The sequence below is a fragment of the Propionicimonas sp. T2.31MG-18 genome (assembly GCF_964266745.1).
Lineage (GTDB): Bacteria > Actinomycetota > Actinomycetes > Propionibacteriales > Propionibacteriaceae > Propionicimonas.
This window is the reverse complement of record NZ_CAXWGX010000027.1, coordinates 229,758-246,392: the sequence shown is the minus strand read 5'-3', so window position 1 is coordinate 246,392 and position 16,635 is coordinate 229,758. Positions and strand designations below refer to the sequence as shown.

Below are 16,635 nucleotides of genomic sequence, written 5' to 3'. Positions count from 1 at the left end.
GGGGAATGAGTACGCTCACCCCGTGGCTGCCCGCCGGGAACCGAGCACGCCGCCGCTGTTCGAGGCGGCGGTGGAGGCGATCCTCGGCATGTCCTGGCGGTCGGAGCTGAAGGTCGAGGAGATCCCGGCCCCGCAGAAGATCGCCCCCTACGCTGTCGCGATCAGCGCCGAGGTCGCGGTCAACGACGCCGAGCTGGGCAGCGGACGACTGGTGCTGCTGCACGATCCCGCCGGCAGCGCGTCCTGGGACGGCGACTTCCGTTGCGTCACCTATGCGCGGGCAGACGTCGACCCGGAGATGGTCGCCGACCCGCTGCTCACCGAGGTGGGCTGGTCCTGGCTGATCGACGCCCTCGAGCGCAACGCCGCCACCTACGCCTCTCCGAGCGGCACCGTCACCGCCGTCTCGAGCAGGTCCTTCGGCGGCATCGCCACCGATCCCCCGCGCGCCGAGATCGAGCTGCGGGCGTCCTGGACGCCTGCGGTCGGTTCCGGTGCCGATGTCGTCCGCCATCTGCGGGCGTGGTCCGAACTGTTGTGCCTCACCGCCGGGTTGCCGCCACTGCCCGACGGCGTCGTGCCTATCGCACCACGCCGTTCGGGAACGTGGCTGCGGTGACCTTCACAGAACCTCCCGCCGAGGGCTTCCCCGTCCTGTCCCTCCCCGCTGACGGCATCCCGCCCGTGGTCGACACCCCCGAGGCCCTCGCCACCGCTTTCGACGCGCTCCGGCAGGGCAGCGGACCGCTGGCCGTCGACACCGAGCGCGCGCAGGGGTACCGCTACACCGCCAAGGCCTACCTCGTGCAGGTACGCCGGGAGGGCGCCGGCACCCACCTGATCGACCCGACGGCCTTCGAGGACGGTGCCCCGCGCGCCGATTTCTCCGCGCACGCCGCGGAGTTCGCCGACGTGGAGTGGGTGCTGCACGCCGCCAGCCAGGACCTCCCCTGCCTCGCCGAGATCCGCTTCCTGCCCGTCCGGCTGTTCGACACCGAGCTCGCCGCGCGGCTGCTCGGCCTGGCCAAGGTGAGCCTCGGCGCCCTGATGGAGCAGGCTCTCGGTCTGACCCTGCTCAAGGAGCACTCTGCGGCGGACTGGTCGCGGCGTCCGATCCCCGAGGAGTGGCTCGCCTACGCCGCCCTGGACGTCGAACGGCTCTGGGAGCTGCGCGAGTGGCTCATCGTCCAGCTCCAGGCCGCAGGCAAGCTCGGCTGGGCCGAGGAGGAGTTCGCCCACCTCGCCGCGCACGCCGCCGACCCGGCCCGTCCCCGCAAGGAGCCGTGGCGGCGCACGTCCGGCCTGCACGCCCTGCACTCCCCTGCCGCGCTGGCCGTCGTCCGCGAGCTGTGGGTGGCACGAGAGGCGCTCGCCGCGTCCGAGGACCGGGCGCCCGGACGGGTCGTCCCCGATCGGGCGATCACCGAGCTCGCGGCCCGCCTGGAGAGCGAGCGCAAGCACGCCCTGACCCGCGGAGACCTGCGCGCGGTGCGCGGGTTCGGCAACCGGGTCGCGGCCCGCTACGAGTCCGTCTGGCTGGACGCACTGGACCGCGCGGCCGCCCTGCCCAGGTCCGAGCTGCCAGCGCGCACGAGCCCCACCGACGGCCCGCCGATGCCGCGGTCGTGGGAGCGTCGCTGGCCCGCCTCCTTCGCCCGGTTCAACCGGATCCGCCCCGCCCTGGTCGAGTTGGGAGAGAAGCTCGAGGTGCCGGTGGAGAACCTGGTGTCGCCGGACCACCTGCGGCGGCTGCTGTGGGACTCACCGGACGCGATCGACGCCGAGGAGATCGACCGCCGCCTGGCCGAGTCCGGCGCGCGCGCCTGGCAGCGGGAGCTTGTCGTGCCGGTGATCAGCCGGCTGTGGTCAGCCTGACCGCGGAGTCCTTGGCCGAGACGATCTCCGTCGCGAACAGCGCGAGCTGCGCAGCGGTCAGCCCCGCTTCCTCCAGCAGGTCGGCCCGGTTGCCCTGGGCGAGGAAGCGCTGCGGGATCCCGAACTCCCGGAACCGCGTCTCGTGCCCCGCCGCCCGCGCGGCCTGCGAGAGGTGCGAGCCCAGCCCGCCGGCCACCCCGTTGTCCTCCACGGTGAGCACGAGCTCGTGCTCGGCCACCAGGGCCAGCAGGTCCTCGGAGACCGGCAGCGCCCAGACAGGGTCGACCACCGTGGCGCCGATGCCCTGCCGGGCCAGCCGCTGGCCCACCTCGACGGCGACGCCGCACAACTGCCCGTAGCCCACCACGAGCACCTTCGGTGCCTCTCCGGAGAACAGCACGTCGACGCCGCCCCGGTGCCCGACCGCCGGCAGCGGGTCGGGGAGGCGCTCCTTGGAGTAGCGCAGCACCGTCGGGCCGTCGTCGACGGCCACGGCGTTCCGCAGCGCCTCGCCGAGCCGCTCCTCGTCGCGCGGGGCGCTCAGCCGCAGCCCGGGCACGAGGCCCAGCAGCGACGCGTCCCACATCCCGTTGTGGCTGGCGCCGTCCGGGCCCGTGATGCCGGCCCGGTCGAGCACGAACGTGACGCCCTGGCGGTGCAGGGCCACGTCCATCAGGACCTGGTCGAACGCCCGGTTGAGGAAGGTGGCGTAGACCGCGACGACGGGGTGCAGGCCGCCGGCCGAGAGCCCGGCCGACAGGGTGACGGCGTGCTGCTCCGCGATGCCCACGTCGAAGGTGCGGTCGGGGAAGTGACGCGCGAACCGGTCGAGGCCGGTGGGGTGGAGCATGGCGGCCGTGATCGCGACCACGCGCTCGTCGGTGGCGCCGATCCGGGCCAGCTCCTCACCGAAGGCGTCGGTCCAGGTACGGACGCCGGTCGCGGCGAGCGACTCGCCGGTCACCTCGTCGATCGGCCCGACCGCGTGGAACCGGTCCTGCTCGTTCTCCTCCGCGGCCTTGAAGCCGCGTCCCTTCTGCGTGATGCAGTGCACAAGGACGGGGGCGCCGAAGCCCTTGGCCTGGCGGAGCGCGAGTTCCACGGCCTCCAGGTCGTGGCCGTCGATGGGCCCGAGGTATTTCAGCCCGAGGTCGGAGAACATGCCCTGGGGCGCCAGGACATCCTTCACGCCCATCTTGAACCCGTGCATCAGCCCGTAGGCGGGCTGGCCGACCACGGGTGCCCGGCGCACGAACTCCTTGATGCGCCGCAGCGCACGTTCGTAACGGCGGTCCGTGCGGATCGCGGACAGTTGCTTGCCGAGGACCGAGAGCTGGGTGGCGATGCCGCCGACCGTCGGCGTGTAGGAGCGGCCGTTGTCGTTCACGACGATGACCAACTTCTCGTCCGCCGCCACAGCGATGTTGTTCAGGGCCTCCCACACCATGCCGCCGGTGAGCGCGCCGTCCCCGATCACGGCCACGACGACGCGGTCCTCCCCCCGCAGCCGGAAGGCCTTGGCGAGCCCGTCGGCCCACGACAGCGACGTGGACGCGTGGGAGTTCTCCACCCAGTCGTGCGGGGACTCGGCGCGACTGGGGTAGCCAGAGAGCCCACCGGGCTGGCGAAGGCTCGCGAACCCGTCGCGGCGCCCGGTGACGATCTTGTGCACGTAGCTCTGGTGCCCGGTGTCGAAGACGATCGGGTCGTGCGGGGAGTCGAACACGCGGTGCAGGGCGAGCGTCAGCTCCACCACGCCAAGGTTGGGCCCCAGGTGGCCGCCGGTGCGGCTGACGTTGGTGATGAGGAACGCCCTGATCTCGTCGGCCAGCTGCCGCAACTGCCCGGGCGTGAGCGTCCTCAGGTCCGCGGGACCGTTGATCCTGTCGAGCAGTCGCACGCGTGGAGTCTATGTCAGGCGCTGGACGAACACCCGTCCCCGCAGGGCCTCCTCCACCAGCGCCACCTCACGGCGGATCCGCTGGAGGCGGGCGGACTGCTCCTCCCACGCCTCGACCGCGGCCTGCACGACCTCCGGTGGCACGTGGTCCTCCAGGCTCCTGCGCAAGCCGCCCAGGCCGTCGGCCGCCGCGCTCACCTGCGCCTCGACGTGGGCGGCGGCGAACCGCGCCAGCACCGCGGGGTGCCGCCGCAGCACAGGGTAGGCGCGGTAGTCGGCCGGGCAGCAGTCGAGGAGGAACGCGGTCGCCGTCCGCTCCCAGTCCTCCACGCCGGGCGGCCGTACCTGCAGTGGCCAGCCGGGCGGCACATAGCCGACCGGCGGACGGGTGCGGGCCGGCCTCTTCTGCACCGTCGCCACGACCTCCCCCTCCCGCGCGATTCGCTCGCGCGTTCGATTATAGGAGATCAGCCGTGGCTATACCACCACACCAGCGCGGCCACGGCCGCGGCGTCGAGCGCCAGCAGGACGCCGAGCTGTACGTGCCGGAAGGACCTCCCCCGCCGCCACTCCGCGCTGGCCAGAGCCGCCGCGGCGGGGACGAGCGCCGCCGCCGTCCACCACCACCACTCGACGACCGCGTCCGCGGCGATGAGGAAGCCGACGCCGGCGAACATCGCCGCCCACAGCCAGCCGTCCTGCTTCAGCAGCAGGACCGCGGGGAGCAGGCACACCAGGAAGCCCGCCAGCGCCACCCAGATGGCCACGCCGACCCGGCACTCGCCCACCGGGTCGTCGCCGCCGCTCGCGCCCGCGCAGGCGAGCGCGCCGATCGTCTGGTTGGACAGCACCACCAGCAGCGCCGCGCCGGCGGAGCTCAGCAGGCTGGCCAGGTACGCCCACGCGACGCGCGCCGAGGCCGGCAGCACGTCGACGATCTCGACCGGCGCAGCCTGGCCGCGGGCGGCGCGCCGGCGTCCCATCAGCGCGAGAGCAGCGAGCGGAGCACGTACTGCATGATGCCGCCGTGCCGGTAGTAGTCGGCCTCTCCGGGGGTGTCGATGCGCACGATGGCGTCGAACACCACAGGGTCGCCCGCACCGGTCGCGGTCACGCGCACCGTGGACGGCGTCCGGCCCTTGTTGAGCTCGACGATGCCCTCGACGCTGAACTCCTCGGTGCCGTCCAGGCCCAGGGACGCGGCGTCCTGTCCCTCCGGGAACTGCAGCGGGAGCACGCCCATGCCGATCAGGTTGGAGCGGTGGATGCGCTCGTAGCTCTCGGCGATGACGACCTTGACGCCCAGCAGCGCCGTGCCTTTGGCCGCCCAGTCGCGCGACGAGCCGGAGCCGTACTCCTTGCCCGCGAGGACGACCAGCGGGGTGCCGGCGGCGGCGTAGTTCACCGAGGCGTCGTACACCGTGGCCACGGGCCCGTCGGCGAGGGTGAAGTCGCGGGTGAAGCCGCCCTCGGTGCCCGGGGCGAGCTGGTTGCGCAGTCGGATGTTGGCGAAGGTGCCCCGGATCATCACCTCGTGGTTGCCGCGGCGCGACCCGTAGGAGTTGAAGTCCCTGCGCTCGACGCCGTGCTCGGTCAGGTACCGGCCGGCAGGGCTGTCGGCCTTGATCGAGCCCGCGGGCGAGATGTGGTCGGTCGTCACGGAGTCGCCGAGCTTCAGCAGCACGCGCGCCCCGGTGACGTCGGCCACCGGCTGCGGTGTCGCCGGCATGTCCTCGAAGTACGGCGGCTTGCGCACGTAGGTCGAGTCGGCGTCCCAGTCGAAGGTCTCCCCCGTCGGCGTCGGCAGCGAGCGCCAGGTCTCGTCGCCGGCGAAGACGTCGGCGTACCGGGAGGTGAACATCTCGGCCGAGATGGCCGAGCCGACGACCTCGTCCACCTCCGCCTGGGTCGGCCAGATGTCGGCGAGGTACACGTCCTTACCGTCCGAGCCCGTCCCCAGCGGCTGGGTGGTCAGGTCGATGTCCATCGTGCCGGCGAGGGCGTACGCCACCACCAGCGGCGGGCTGGCGAGGTAGTTCATCTTCACGTCGGGGTTGATCCGGCCCTCGAAGTTGCGGTTGCCGGACAGCACGGACGTGACCGCGAGGTCGGCGTCGTTGACCGCCTTGGACACCTCGGGGATCAGCGGGCCGGAGTTGCCGATGCACGTCGTGCACCCGTAGCCGACCAGGTCGAAGTCGAGGGCCTCGAGGTAGGGAGTGAGGCCGGCCTTCTCGTAGTAGTCGGTGACCACCTTCGAGCCGGGGGCCAGCGACGTCTTCACCCACGGCTTGCGGGTGAGGCCGCGCTCGACCGCCTTCTTGGCCACCAGCGCTGCGCCCACCATCACGCTGGGGTTGGACGTGTTGGTGCACGAGGTGATGGCGGCGATCGTGACCGCCCCGTGGTCGATGGTGAAGCTCGTGCCGTCGGCCAGCGTGACCGGGGTCGGACGCGTGGGACGCCCGGAACCGGTGGGGTGCTCGCCGTACTCGTGCGGGGCCGCCGAGCCGTTGGTGCCGCTGTGCGTCGGGGTGTCGGACGCCGGGAACGTCTCCGCGACGCGCTCGTCGTAGCCGTCCACCTCGTCGGTGACGTAGCTGCGCAGCGCCTCGGCGAAGCCCTCCTTCGCGTGCGCCAGCACGACGCGGTCCTGCGGGCGCTTGGGCCCGGCGATGCTGGGCACCACGTCGGCGAGGTCGAGCTCGAGGTACTCCGAGTACCGGGGCTCGCTCGCCGGGTCGTGCCACAGGCCCTGGACCTTCGCGTACTGCTCGACCAGTTCCAGCTGCTCCTCGCTGCGCCCGGTGAGCCGCAGGTAGTCGATCGTCTTGTCGTCGATCGGGAAGATCGCGATGGTCGAGCCGTACTCGGGGCTCATGTTGCCGATCGTCGCGCGGTTGGCCAGCGGCACCTCCGCGACGCCCGTCCCGTAGAACTCGACGAACTTGCCGACCACCTTGTGCTGGCGCAGCATCTCGGTGATCGTCAGCACCAGGTCGGTGGCCGTGGTGCCCTCGGGCAGCTTGCCGGACAGCTTGAAGCCCACCACGCGCGGGATCAGCATGCTCACCGGCTGGCCCAGCATCGCGGCCTCGGCCTCGATGCCGCCCACGCCCCAGCCGACGACGCCGAGGCCGTTGACCATCGTCGTGTGCGAGTCCGTGCCCACGCAGGTGTCGGGGTAGGCCTGCAGGACGCCGTCCACCTCGCGCGGGAACACCACGCGGGCGAGGTGCTCGATGTTCACCTGGTGCACGATGCCGGTGCCCGGCGGGACGACGACGAAGTCGTCGAACGCGGTCTGGCCCCAGCGCAGGAACTGGTACCGCTCACGGTTGCGCTGGTACTCCAGCTCGACGTTGCGGGTGAACGCGTCGGGGGTGCCGAAGAGGTCGGCCACCACGGAGTGGTCGATCACCATCTCCGCCGGCGACAGCGGGTTCACCTTCGTGGCGTCGCCGCCCAGCTCGGCGATGGCCTCGCGCATCGTGGCGAGGTCGACCACGCACGGGACGCCGGTGAAGTCCTGCATGATCACGCGGGCGGGGGTGAACTGGATCTCCCGGTTGGGCTCGGACGCCGGGTCCCACGCGCCGAGGGCAGCGATGTCCTCGGCGGTGATGTTCGCCCCGTCCTCGGTGCGGAGCAGGTTCTCCAGCAGCACCTTGAGGCTGAACGGCAGCGTCGCCGATCCCTCCACGGCGTCGACGCGGAAGATCTGGTAGGTCTTCCCGGCAACGGTCAGCTGGTCGGATGCGGAGTAGCTGTCGATGCTCATGGGGTCCTCCTCGGCCAAGATATCTTGATGTCGAGATATTATCCCACCCGACCGGACGAGGCTAGCCGAGCACGCCACGGCGTGGGCGGTGTTCCGGCCCCTCAGCGTGCCGCGCGGCGGCGTTCGCCCCACTCCACGCGCTGGTCGGGATCCGACATCACCAGGTAGACCAACCCGCAGTCCTGTGGCCCGGTGACGTCGAGCTGGCACAGGTTGCACACCTCGTCGGGGCGCAGCGGGCAGCGGGCCTCCGGCCGCGACCGGCGCTCGCGGGTGGGTGCTGTGCTCATCTCGGTTCGAGGATAGCCACGCACTCGACGTGGTGGGTCAGCGGGAACAGGTCGTGGGCGGTCACCGACGACGGCTCGTAGCCCAGGCCCGCGGCGGTCCGCAGGTCGCGACCCAGGGCGGCGGGGTCGCACGCGACGTAGGCGATCGCACGGGGACGCCGCGCCGCGACGGCGGCGATCACCGCCGCACCCGCACCCACGCGCGGCGGGTCGAGCACCACCAGGTCGGCCCGTTCGGGCACGCGATCGAGGCGTCGGGCCACGTCGCCGGCCTGGAACCGGCCAGCCGGCACGTTGCGACGCGCGAGCTCGACCGCCGTGCGGTCCCCCTCGATCCCCCACACGCGGGCGCCGCGGGCGTCGAGCGCCTGCGCGAACAGCCCGACGCCGCAGTACAGGTCGAGGGCCACCTCGCCGTCACGGGGGGCCAAACCGTCGAGCACCCGCTCCACGAGCACCGACGCGGCGTTGCGGTGCGCCTGCCAGAAGCCGGAAGCCGCGACGCGGTAGCGCAGCTCCCCCACCTGCTCTGTGACGGTCGCGCCGGTGTCGGGGAGCAGGAAGGCGGGACCGTCGGCCGACACCACGCCCAGCACCTCCGCGCCCGGCCGGCCGGCGTCCGGCGGGGGCAGCGCGATGCCCTCGTCCGCGATCCGGCAGCCGCCCTCGGGAAGGACGACCACCTCGCGGGAGCGGTGGGCACGCAGGCCGGGGCGGCCGGCGTCGTCGAGCTGGTACCGCATCCGCCGCCTCCAGCCCAGCGGGGACGGCGGCACCTCCTCCACCTGCCCGGTGAACGCGTACCCGGCAAGGTGGCCGAGCAACTCGGCCACCACCTGGCGCTTGAGCTCCCGGGCGTGCGCGGGTTCGACGTGCTGGAAGTCGCAGCCCCCGCACCGTCCGGCGATCGGGCACGGCGGCTCGACGCGGTGGGGGCTGGCCCGGTGGACGGTGACCGCGTCCGCTCGCGCGAAGCGCTTGCTCACCTCGGTGACCCGGACGTCCACCAGTTCCCCGGTGAGGGCGTGCCGGACGAAGACCACGCGCCCCTCGTGGCGGGCGACGAAGTGCCCGCCGTGCGCGACCGGCCCGACCTCCAGTCCCCTCAGCAGGGCGCCCGGCTCCAGCGCAGCGGTCACTCGGGACGGCTCCGCTCGCGGGCGTCGCCCATCCGCACCTGGCCGGTGCCGGGGCGGCGCCACGCGGCGGCGGTGTTGCGCTGCGCCCGGTCGAAGGCGTACTTGGACGAGGCGAGCTGGTAGGGCACGGAGGTGGTCATGACGCCCTGCATGAAGTTCAGCCGGGTCTTGAGGATCAGCCCGGTCTGGTTGTGCAGGATCTGCTCCCACCAGTGGCCGACCACGTACTCGGGGATGTACACGCACACCACGTCGCGCGGGTTGTCCGAGCGCATGCCCTTCACGTAGTTGAGGAACGGCCCGGTGACCTCACGGTAGGGCGAGGCGATCACCTTCAGCGGCACGTCGAGGTCCTGGGCTTCCCACTCCTCGACGATCCGGCGGGTCTCGGCCTCGTCGATCGACACCGTCACCGCCTCGATGCTGCTGGCGCGGGTGGCGCGGGCGAAGTTCACCGCACGCATGGTCGGCTTGTTGACCTCCTGCACCATGATCACCGCGCGCACCCGGCTGGGCAGCATCCGGGCGTCCACGGGACCGACGGCCACCTCGCGGGCGACCTTGTCGTAGTGCCGTCGGATGCCGCGCATGACGAGGAACACCCCGGCCATCGCCAGCACGGCGAGGTACGCGCCGTAGATGAACTTGGACGCGAGGACGATCACCAGGACGACGCCTGTGCCGGTCAGGCCGATCGCGTTGATCATCCGCGAACGCATCATCCGCGCGCGCTCGCGGGGGTCCTTCTCGGTGCGCAGGTGCCGCGTCCAGTGCCGCATCATGCCGAACTGGCTGACCGTGAACGACACGAACACGCCTACCACGTACAGCTGGATCAGCGAGGTCACGCTGGCGTTGTAGACCATCACCAGCACGGCGGCAGCGGTGGCCAGTGCCAGGATGCCGTTGGAGTACGCGAGGCGGTCGCCGCGGGTGTGCAGGGCCTTCGGAAGGAAGCCGTCCTTCGCGAGGATCGAGCCGAGCACCGGGAAGCCGTTGAAGGCGGTGTTGGCGGCGAGGAACAGGATCACCATGGTGGCGATGACCACCCAGTAGAAGCCCACAGGGAACGTGTCGAAGATCGTCCGGGCCAGTTGGCCCATGGCCGTGTCGTGGGCGTCCGGGACGGGGACGCCGTTCAGCTCGAAGCGCGAGTGGCCATCGGGGTCGACCAGCTTCAGCCCGGTCAGGTTGGCCAGCACGATGATGCCGCCGAGCATGGTGACCGCGATCCCGCCGAGCAGCGCCAGCGTCGTGGCGGCGTTGCGGCTCTTCGGCTCCCGGAAGGCCGGGACGCCGTTGGAGATCGCCTCGACGCCGGTCAGGGCGGCACAGCCCGAGGAGAAGGCCCTGGCCAGCAGCATCACCGCGGCCAGCGGGAGCAGCGGGTCGAAGAACGGGTCGCCCACCACCGTGTAGTCGGCGGTCGGAGCCTTCAGGGGCTCGCCGAAGCCGAGGATCCGGGTCAGTCCCCAGGCCGTCATGCCGAGCACGCCGATCATGAAGCCGTAGGTGGGAATCGCGAAGAACGTGCCGGACTCGCGGACCCCGCGCAGGTTCATGGCCATCAGCACGATGATCAGCCCCATCGCCCACAGGCCCTCGTTGCCCTCGAGGAACGGCAGCACGGCCTTCGCGTTCTGCACGCCGGACGACACCGACACCGCGACCGTCAGCACGTAGTCGACGAGCAGCGCACTGGCGACCACGAGGCCCCACGTCGGGCCCAGGTTCACCGTTGCGACCTCGTAGTCGCCACCACCGGAGGGGTAGGCGTGCACGGTCTGCCGGTAGGACATCACCACGATCAGCATGACCGCGGCGACCGCGAGCGCGATCTGCCAGGAGAAGGCGAAGCCGGCCATGCCGGCCAGCGACAGGGTGAGCAGGATCTCGTCGGGGGCGTAGGCCACCGAGCTCAGCGCGTCCGAGGCGAACACGGGCAGGGCGATCCGCTTGGGCAGCAGGGTCTCGCCGAGCTGCGCGCTGGCGAGCTTCCGTCCAACCAGCATCCGCTTGACCAGATCGGTGGCGTTCACGACACCGAACCCTATGCCCTTCCGGGCGTGTGGCGGACGAATCCCCGGTGTAGCGTCATCAACACCGGCCGACCGCTAGGGTTCTGCAGCAGGATCCGACCAGGAGTGAAGGGCAGGGGCGATGCACATCGTCATCATGGGGTGCGGGCGCGTGGGCGCATCGCTGGCCCGGGCACTGGAGCGCCGGGGGCACTCGGTCGCCGTGATCGACATCGTCCAGGACGCGTTCCGCCGGCTCGGCCCCGAGTTCCAGGGCAAGACCGTCAAGGGCGTCGGCTTCGACCGGCAGGTGCTCCAGCGCGCGGGCATCGAGCGCGCGGACGGCTTCGCCGCGGTGTCCAGCGGCGACAACTCCAACATCCTGGCCGCCCGCGTCGTGCGCGAGACCTTCGAGGTGCACAACGTCGTGGCCCGCATCTACGACCAGAACCGCGCCGAGGTCTACGAGCGCCTCGGGATCCCCAGCGTCGCCACCGTCCGCTGGGCCGCCGACCAGGTGCTCCGGCGCCTGCTGCCGTCCGGCTCGGAGCCACAGTGGCGGGACCCCTCCGGCAGCGTCCGGCTGATCGAGGTGCACGTCGACCCGGGATGGGTGGGCACGAAGGTCACCGCGATGGAGGCGGCGACCAGGGCACGGATCCCGTTCCTGATGCGCTTCGGCTCGGGCATCGTCCCCGGCGAGGGCACGGTGTTCCAGGACGGCGACCTCGCGTACGCGGCCGTGACCAACGAGCAGGTCAACGATGTCGAGGACATCCTCGGCCGGCCGCCGGTAGAGCACTGAGAACGGGAGGGGCAGCACGTGCGCGTAGCCATCGCCGGAGCCGGCAACGTGGGCCGGTCGATCGCCAGGGAACTGATCGCCAACGGCCACCAGATCCTGTTGATCGACCGTGATCCGAACGCGATCAAGCCCGAGAGCGTCCCGGAGGCCGAGTGGCTGCTGGCGGACGCCTGCGAGCTCGCCAGCCTGGAGGAGGCCGGCCTCGACACCTGTGACGTGGCGATCGCGGCCACCGGAGACGACAAGTCCAACCTGGTGCACACCCTGCTCGCCAAGACCGAGTTCGGCGTCCCGCGCACCGTCGGCCGGGTGAACCACCCCAGCAACGAGTGGATGTTCGACGACCTGTGGGGCGTGGACGTCGCGGTCTCCACCCCTCGCCTGATGTGCGCGCTGGTGGAGGAGGCGGTGACCGTCGGCGACCTCGTGCGGCTGTTCAGCTTCCGCGGGGGCCACGCCAACCTGGTCGAGATGACCCTGCCGGAACTGTCGCCGCGCGTCGGCACCCGGGTCGCAGACCTGAGCCTTCCGGGCGACGCCGTGCTGGTGACGATCATCCGCGACGGTGCCGCCCGCGCGCCCGAGCGGGACGCCGCACTGGAGGCGAACGACGAGCTCCTGTTCGTCGTCGACCCGAGCTACGAGGGCGAACTGGCCCAGTTCCTGGTGCCCCGCACCGTCCGCACCACCGACGCCTGAGGCGCCGGCCGCTCAGGCGATCAGCTCGTAGTAGGGGTTGTACAGGCGACGCTGTCCGTCGACGTAGGACACCCGGCCACTGACCGTCAGTTCGCGCCCGGCGGTGACGCCCGGGATCGCCCGGCGTCCCATCCACACGATGGTCACCGTGCCCGAGCCGTCGTCGAACTCCGCCTCGAGCCACGGGGTGCCGCTGCGCGGCTTCATGGTGAGCACGGTGACCCGGCCCCGCAGGCGCGCCCACTGGCGGTCGCGCAGCTCACTGATCCGGATCGCCCCTGCGGACTCGACGATCTTCTGCCGGGCCTCGGACTCCAGTTCCTCGTTCGACGCGCCGAAGCGGCGCAGTGCGCGGAGGAGCGGATTCGTGCTCGCCATCAGCCCTCCCCTGCCCCCTGGGGCAACGTCATCGGAATCAGCTCGCCGGGCACCATCGGCTTGGCGCCACGCCGTACCACCAGATTACGGAAGAATTCCGCGAACGGGGCCACGGCGGGCGCGTCCGCGTCTCCGAGGGCTGCCTCGCCCAGCAGCGTGCCGCGCAACAGCCAGCGGGGACCCTCGGCGAACCAGATCCGCGACACGTGGAACATCTGCTCCCCGCCAGGACCCTCCTGCGGCAGCACGCGCCGCACCTCCGCCCCGAACGGGCCGTCGGCGACCGACGCCGTGCCGCCACCCTGTTCGGCCTCCTCCAGCACGTCCTCACGGAGCTCGTCCGCCAGGCCACCGCTGGCAGGGGCGGCGAACAGCGCCACCTCCAGCCCGGAGTTCTTCCAGACCGCGGTGACGGCCTGTACGGCCTGGGTCGCCTCGTTCACCTGCAGCTGCAGGCCCAGGCCGTCCCAGGGCGTGATGACGAGGCAGCCCAGGTCGATCCGCGTGACGCCGTCGCCGCCCAGCTCCACCTCCTCGGAGTCGAACGGCCCGTCCTCCCGCCAGTCGGTCGTGTCGACGGGCTCGTCGTCGATCTCCTCCTCGGACTCCTCGAGGTCGGAGTCCTCGACCTCCAGGTCGTCGTCGGCCTCCTCCGCTGCGTCCGGGTCCACGTCGAGCTCGTGCTCGCCGGCATCGTCGCCGACGATCTCCAGCGCCTCCTCCTCGGTGTCCACCGGGTCGGAGTCGACGGGCCTGCGCTTGCGCCCAAAGATCACTTCTTCACCTCTGTCGTCGTGTTCGCGACCTCCGTGGCCGCCCATTCCGCGACCCCTCCGGTCGAGCCGTGGCCGCGTTCGCCGCGGTGGCTCTCCGGGAGGTGGTCGAGCAGTTCGAATTCCGCCTCGGCCACCCGCTGCACCACCAGCTGGGCGATGAGGTCGCCACGTCGCAGGCTGATCGCCCGGGACGTGTCAGTGTTCAGCAGGCTGATCCGGATCTCCCCGCGGTAGCCGGCGTCCACTGTTCCGGGGGCGTTCACGATGGTCAGCCCCGAGCGGGCGGCGAGCCCGGAGCGCGGGTGGACGAACGCCGCCCAGCCCTCCGGCAGGGCGATCGCCAGACCGGTGCCCACCAGCTTCCGCTCCCCCGGCGCCAGGTCGCAGTCCTCCGCGATGGCGAGGTCCGCCCCCGCATCGCCGGCGTGCGCGTAGCCGGGCACGGGCATCTCCGGGTCCAGCCTGCGGAGGCCGACCCGAACCCTTTCCGGGCTGGCCGAGGTCATTGCGGCAGTCTAGCCGGGGCGCGGCTCAGGTCCGGGACGGCGAGATGGCCGCCTCGATCGCCCGGGCGAGCTCCGCCGGGCGCCGGCTCGAGACCAGCCAGTACGGGTGCGGGTCGGCGGGGTCGTCCACGGCCACCTCCACCGACCCGGGAACGTAGCCGCGCAGCACCAGCCACGCGTCGTGGTCGGCCTCGGCGCCGCTGCGCCGACGCGTGGACGCCCGGTCGTGCACCGTGACAGCGCCCACGTAGGCCCACTCCAGCAGCGCGTCGCCGGCATGCAGCCCGTCCTGCTCGACCGCGACCACCACCTGGCCGTACCGCAGCAGCGCTGCGGTGATCGCCGCGGCCGTCACGGCCCCGGCGACGAGTGCCACCAGGGGCCCGGCGTAGAAGCCGACGGCGGTGACGAAGCTCACCGCGAAGAACAGGCCCGTCACCCACCAGCTCGCCGGGACGCGGAGTCGTTCGCGGTACGTCATTGATCCACGCTAGCGGTGCTTGGCAGGATGGCGTCAGGAGGACATGTGAACACGTCGCAGAAACTGCTCTGGAACCTGTACGCGGGCGCGATCGGCGCGGCCACCACCGTGCTCGCCGCCAAGGCGGTGAACGCGGTCTGGGAGATGGCCACGGGAGACGCCCCGCCGGAGCCCAACGACCCCGAGGTCCCGCTGCGGCGCGCGCTCACGTGGGCGATCGCCAGCGGCATCGGCATCGGGCTGTCGCAGCTCATGGTGAACCGGTTCGCCGCGGCCCAGTGGACCCGCGTCATGGGAACGCCGGCGCCGCGCTTCAACAAGACGAGCCTGCGGATCTAGGGTCCGGACCGGGCCGCGCGGTGCGGCCCGACGGGTGGCGGCCGGTCAGCCGGCGCAGTCGACGCAGTAGATGAGGCCGTTGCGGACCTCGGCGATCTGGCTGCGGTGCTTCACGAGGAAGCAGGATGCGCAGGTGAACTCGTCCGCCTGGCGCGGCAGGACCCGCACCGTCAGTTCCTCGTGGGACAGGTCGGCGCCGGGCAGCTCGAAAGTCTCGGCCGCCTCGACCTCGTCCTCGTCGACCTTGCCGGAGTTCTTGTCGTTCCGACGGGTCTTGAGTTCCTCGATCGAGTCTTCGCTCTCTTCGTCGGTCTTGCGAGGGGCGTCGTAGTCGGTCGCCATGAGTTCTGATTCATCTCCGTTCCGCGGTGCCCGCGTTGGCGGTGCTCCAGGCATCTCGTGCGAGGAATGCATATCACATCCCCGCGCCGTTCCGGCCCCTCCACCAGATCCGGCGGTGCGGTGCGGCGGTCGCGCCGACGTCCGGTTGGGGGGTCGGCTTGGTAGGTTACCTGCAGACACAAACCCAGAAGGGGCGATGACTCACCGAGACCGGGACGGCAATGCCAGGAACCCGGTGCGCCAGCCCCCACATGCCACCCGTCTGGAGATCGACATGGACAGCGCGCTGACCCCGCGGGAGATCCAGGCACGCGTCCGTGCCGGTGAGTCGCTCGAGGACGTGGCCAGGGCCGCCGGGATGGGGATCGAGTGGGTGGAGCCGTTCGCCGCCCCCGTCCTCGCCGAGCGCGAGTTCGTCGCGGGACAGGCGCAGTCGCACCCCGTGCGCCGCGGCTCGGAGACGATCGCCCACCGCACCCTCGCCGAGGTCGTCGCCGATCGGCTCGCCTCCCGCCGCGTGGACACCGACACCCTCACCTGGGACGCCTGGAAGCTCGAGGGACGCCGCTGGGCGGTGCGGGTCGACTACGACTCCGGCAAGGCGCACCGGGAGGCCCGGTTCGTCTACGACGCCGGCAGCCGGTTCTCCGTCGCGGACAACGACGACGCGCTGTGGCTGCTCGGCCTGCACTCGGCGTCCCACGGCCCGCAACCCGGTCGCCGCCGCCGTGAGGAGGAGGCCGAGCCCACGGTCGGCCTGAACGACGAGCTCGCCCTGGTGCGCGTGGTCCAGCCCCGTGCCGACGAGCCGTCCGACCCCGACGACACGATGCCGCTGGACGAGCTGGACGGCGAGGTCGACGACGCCTACGCGGAGGGCGAACTCGCCGAGGTGGACGGCCTGTACGACATCGTGCCGGCGCCGGACTCCGGGCTGGACGTGCTCTACGACATGCTGTCCAGCTTCGACGAGGACTCCGTGCAGATCTATGCCGGGCTGATCCGCGCTGCCGACGCCCCGCAGGCCCGTCCCGTGCTCGACGAGCCCGCGAGCCTGCTCGACGAGCCCGCGGACCTGCTCGACGAGCCCGCCCCCGCAGAGCAGGACGACGCCGCACCGGAGCTGCCCCCGGCGGAGGAGGAGGACGAGGCGCCCGAGCGCGTGGTCACCGAACCCGAGCAGCCGGCGCTGGTCGAGGAGGAGCCCGAGGAGCAGAAGTCCGCCCGGCCCAAGCGCAAGCGGGCGTCGGTCCCCAGCTGGGACGAGATCATGTTCGGCGCTCCGAAGAGCCCGAAGAAGCGTTGA

18 protein-coding genes are annotated in these 16,635 nt (G+C 71.8%); 6 read left to right on the top strand and 12 right to left on the bottom strand.

Annotated elements, in window-relative coordinates; all coding sequences use genetic code 11:
• Positions 1 to 22 precede the first annotated feature (22 nt).
• Both ACFQQJ_RS14105 and ACFQQJ_RS14100 read left to right on the top strand, forming a co-directional pair.
• Entirely contained in the window at positions 23 to 619 is a 597-nt protein-coding gene (locus ACFQQJ_RS14105; protein ID WP_377107369.1) for a DUF3000 domain-containing protein, read from the top strand.
• Entirely contained in the window at positions 616 to 1,875 is a 1,260-nt protein-coding gene (locus ACFQQJ_RS14100) for an HRDC domain-containing protein (RefSeq protein ID WP_377107367.1), read from the top strand. Before ACFQQJ_RS14105 ends, ACFQQJ_RS14100 begins: the two co-directional genes overlap by 4 nt.
• On the opposite strand, the gene dxs is transcribed toward ACFQQJ_RS14100, so the two are convergent.
• From dxs to ACFQQJ_RS14065, 7 genes are all read right to left on the bottom strand, one after another.
• Positions 1,853 to 3,775 carry a 1-deoxy-D-xylulose-5-phosphate synthase gene (dxs, locus tag ACFQQJ_RS14095; RefSeq protein ID WP_377107365.1) on the bottom strand — a complete coding sequence of 641 codons (1,923 nt, stop codon included), beginning with the start codon at positions 3,773 to 3,775 and terminating at the stop codon, positions 1,853 to 1,855. The genes ACFQQJ_RS14100 and dxs overlap by 23 nt on opposite strands.
• 9 nt (positions 3,776 to 3,784) lie before the next feature.
• Entirely contained in the window at positions 3,785 to 4,195 is a 411-nt protein-coding gene (locus ACFQQJ_RS14090; RefSeq protein ID WP_377107363.1) for a hypothetical protein, read from the bottom strand.
• Between the two features lie 47 nt (positions 4,196 to 4,242).
• Positions 4,243 to 4,758 (bottom strand): hypothetical protein, encoded by a 516-nt coding sequence (locus ACFQQJ_RS14085; protein WP_377107362.1) that lies wholly within the window; start codon positions 4,756 to 4,758, stop codon positions 4,243 to 4,245.
• Positions 4,758 to 7,556 (bottom strand): aconitate hydratase, encoded by a 2,799-nt coding sequence (locus tag ACFQQJ_RS14080; RefSeq protein WP_377107359.1) that lies wholly within the window; start codon positions 7,554 to 7,556, stop codon positions 4,758 to 4,760. Before ACFQQJ_RS14080 ends, ACFQQJ_RS14085 begins: the two co-directional genes overlap by 1 nt.
• Before the next feature lie 101 nt (positions 7,557 to 7,657).
• Positions 7,658 to 7,846, bottom strand: coding sequence for a DUF6767 domain-containing protein (locus ACFQQJ_RS14075; RefSeq protein WP_377107358.1), 189 nt, complete (start codon positions 7,844 to 7,846; stop codon positions 7,658 to 7,660).
• Positions 7,843 to 8,985 (bottom strand): class I SAM-dependent RNA methyltransferase, encoded by a 1,143-nt coding sequence (locus tag ACFQQJ_RS14070; protein WP_377107356.1) that lies wholly within the window; start codon positions 8,983 to 8,985, stop codon positions 7,843 to 7,845. Before ACFQQJ_RS14070 ends, ACFQQJ_RS14075 begins: the two co-directional genes overlap by 4 nt.
• Positions 8,982 to 11,024 carry an APC family permease gene (locus tag ACFQQJ_RS14065; RefSeq protein WP_377107354.1) on the bottom strand — a complete coding sequence of 681 codons (2,043 nt, stop codon included), beginning with the start codon at positions 11,022 to 11,024 and terminating at the stop codon, positions 8,982 to 8,984. Before ACFQQJ_RS14065 ends, ACFQQJ_RS14070 begins: the two co-directional genes overlap by 4 nt.
• A 121-nt stretch (positions 11,025 to 11,145) precedes the next feature.
• On the opposite strand from ACFQQJ_RS14065, the gene ACFQQJ_RS14060 reads away from it, so the two are divergent.
• Both ACFQQJ_RS14060 and ACFQQJ_RS14055 read left to right on the top strand, forming a co-directional pair.
• Positions 11,146 to 11,808 (top strand): potassium channel family protein, encoded by a 663-nt coding sequence (locus ACFQQJ_RS14060; protein ID WP_377107353.1) that lies wholly within the window; start codon positions 11,146 to 11,148, stop codon positions 11,806 to 11,808.
• An 18-nt stretch (positions 11,809 to 11,826) separates the two neighbouring features.
• A complete protein-coding gene (locus ACFQQJ_RS14055) occupies positions 11,827 to 12,507 on the top strand; it encodes a potassium channel family protein (protein WP_377107351.1) in 681 nt (226 codons plus the stop codon).
• Between the two features lie 12 nt (positions 12,508 to 12,519).
• Here the strand turns inward: ACFQQJ_RS14055 and ACFQQJ_RS14050 are convergent, their stop codons facing one another.
• The 4 genes from ACFQQJ_RS14050 to ACFQQJ_RS14035 are packed head-to-tail and all read right to left on the bottom strand — an operon-like array spanning position 12,520 to position 14,648.
• A complete protein-coding gene (locus tag ACFQQJ_RS14050) occupies positions 12,520 to 12,885 on the bottom strand; it encodes an OB-fold nucleic acid binding domain-containing protein (protein ID WP_377107349.1) in 366 nt (121 codons plus the stop codon).
• The gene (locus ACFQQJ_RS14045; protein ID WP_377107347.1) at positions 12,885 to 13,661 is read right to left on the bottom strand and encodes a DUF3710 domain-containing protein; all 777 of its coding nucleotides are present in this window, start codon (positions 13,659 to 13,661) and stop codon (positions 12,885 to 12,887) included. The genes ACFQQJ_RS14050 and ACFQQJ_RS14045 overlap by 1 nt, the downstream gene beginning before the upstream one ends.
• Positions 13,658 to 14,167: a dUTP diphosphatase gene (gene dut, locus ACFQQJ_RS14040; RefSeq protein WP_377107345.1), complete on the bottom strand. Its 510-nt coding sequence runs from the start codon at positions 14,165 to 14,167 to the stop codon at positions 13,658 to 13,660. The genes ACFQQJ_RS14045 and dut overlap by 4 nt, the downstream gene beginning before the upstream one ends.
• 25 nt (positions 14,168 to 14,192) lie before the next feature.
• Positions 14,193 to 14,648: a DUF3093 domain-containing protein gene (locus tag ACFQQJ_RS14035; RefSeq protein ID WP_377107343.1), complete on the bottom strand. Its 456-nt coding sequence runs from the start codon at positions 14,646 to 14,648 to the stop codon at positions 14,193 to 14,195.
• Positions 14,649 to 14,693: 45 nt separating this feature from the next.
• On the opposite strand from ACFQQJ_RS14035, the gene ACFQQJ_RS14030 reads away from it, so the two are divergent.
• Positions 14,694 to 14,987: a DUF4235 domain-containing protein gene (locus ACFQQJ_RS14030; RefSeq protein WP_377107341.1), complete on the top strand. Its 294-nt coding sequence runs from the start codon at positions 14,694 to 14,696 to the stop codon at positions 14,985 to 14,987.
• A 45-nt stretch (positions 14,988 to 15,032) separates the two neighbouring features.
• Here ACFQQJ_RS14030 and ACFQQJ_RS14025 read toward each other — a convergent pair whose 3' ends face one another.
• Positions 15,033 to 15,329 carry a DUF4193 domain-containing protein gene (locus ACFQQJ_RS14025; protein ID WP_377107339.1) on the bottom strand — a complete coding sequence of 99 codons (297 nt, stop codon included), beginning with the start codon at positions 15,327 to 15,329 and terminating at the stop codon, positions 15,033 to 15,035.
• A 196-nt stretch (positions 15,330 to 15,525) separates the two neighbouring features.
• On the opposite strand from ACFQQJ_RS14025, the gene sepH reads away from it, so the two are divergent.
• A complete protein-coding gene (gene sepH, locus ACFQQJ_RS14020) occupies positions 15,526 to 16,635 on the top strand; it encodes a septation protein SepH (protein WP_377107337.1) in 1,110 nt (369 codons plus the stop codon).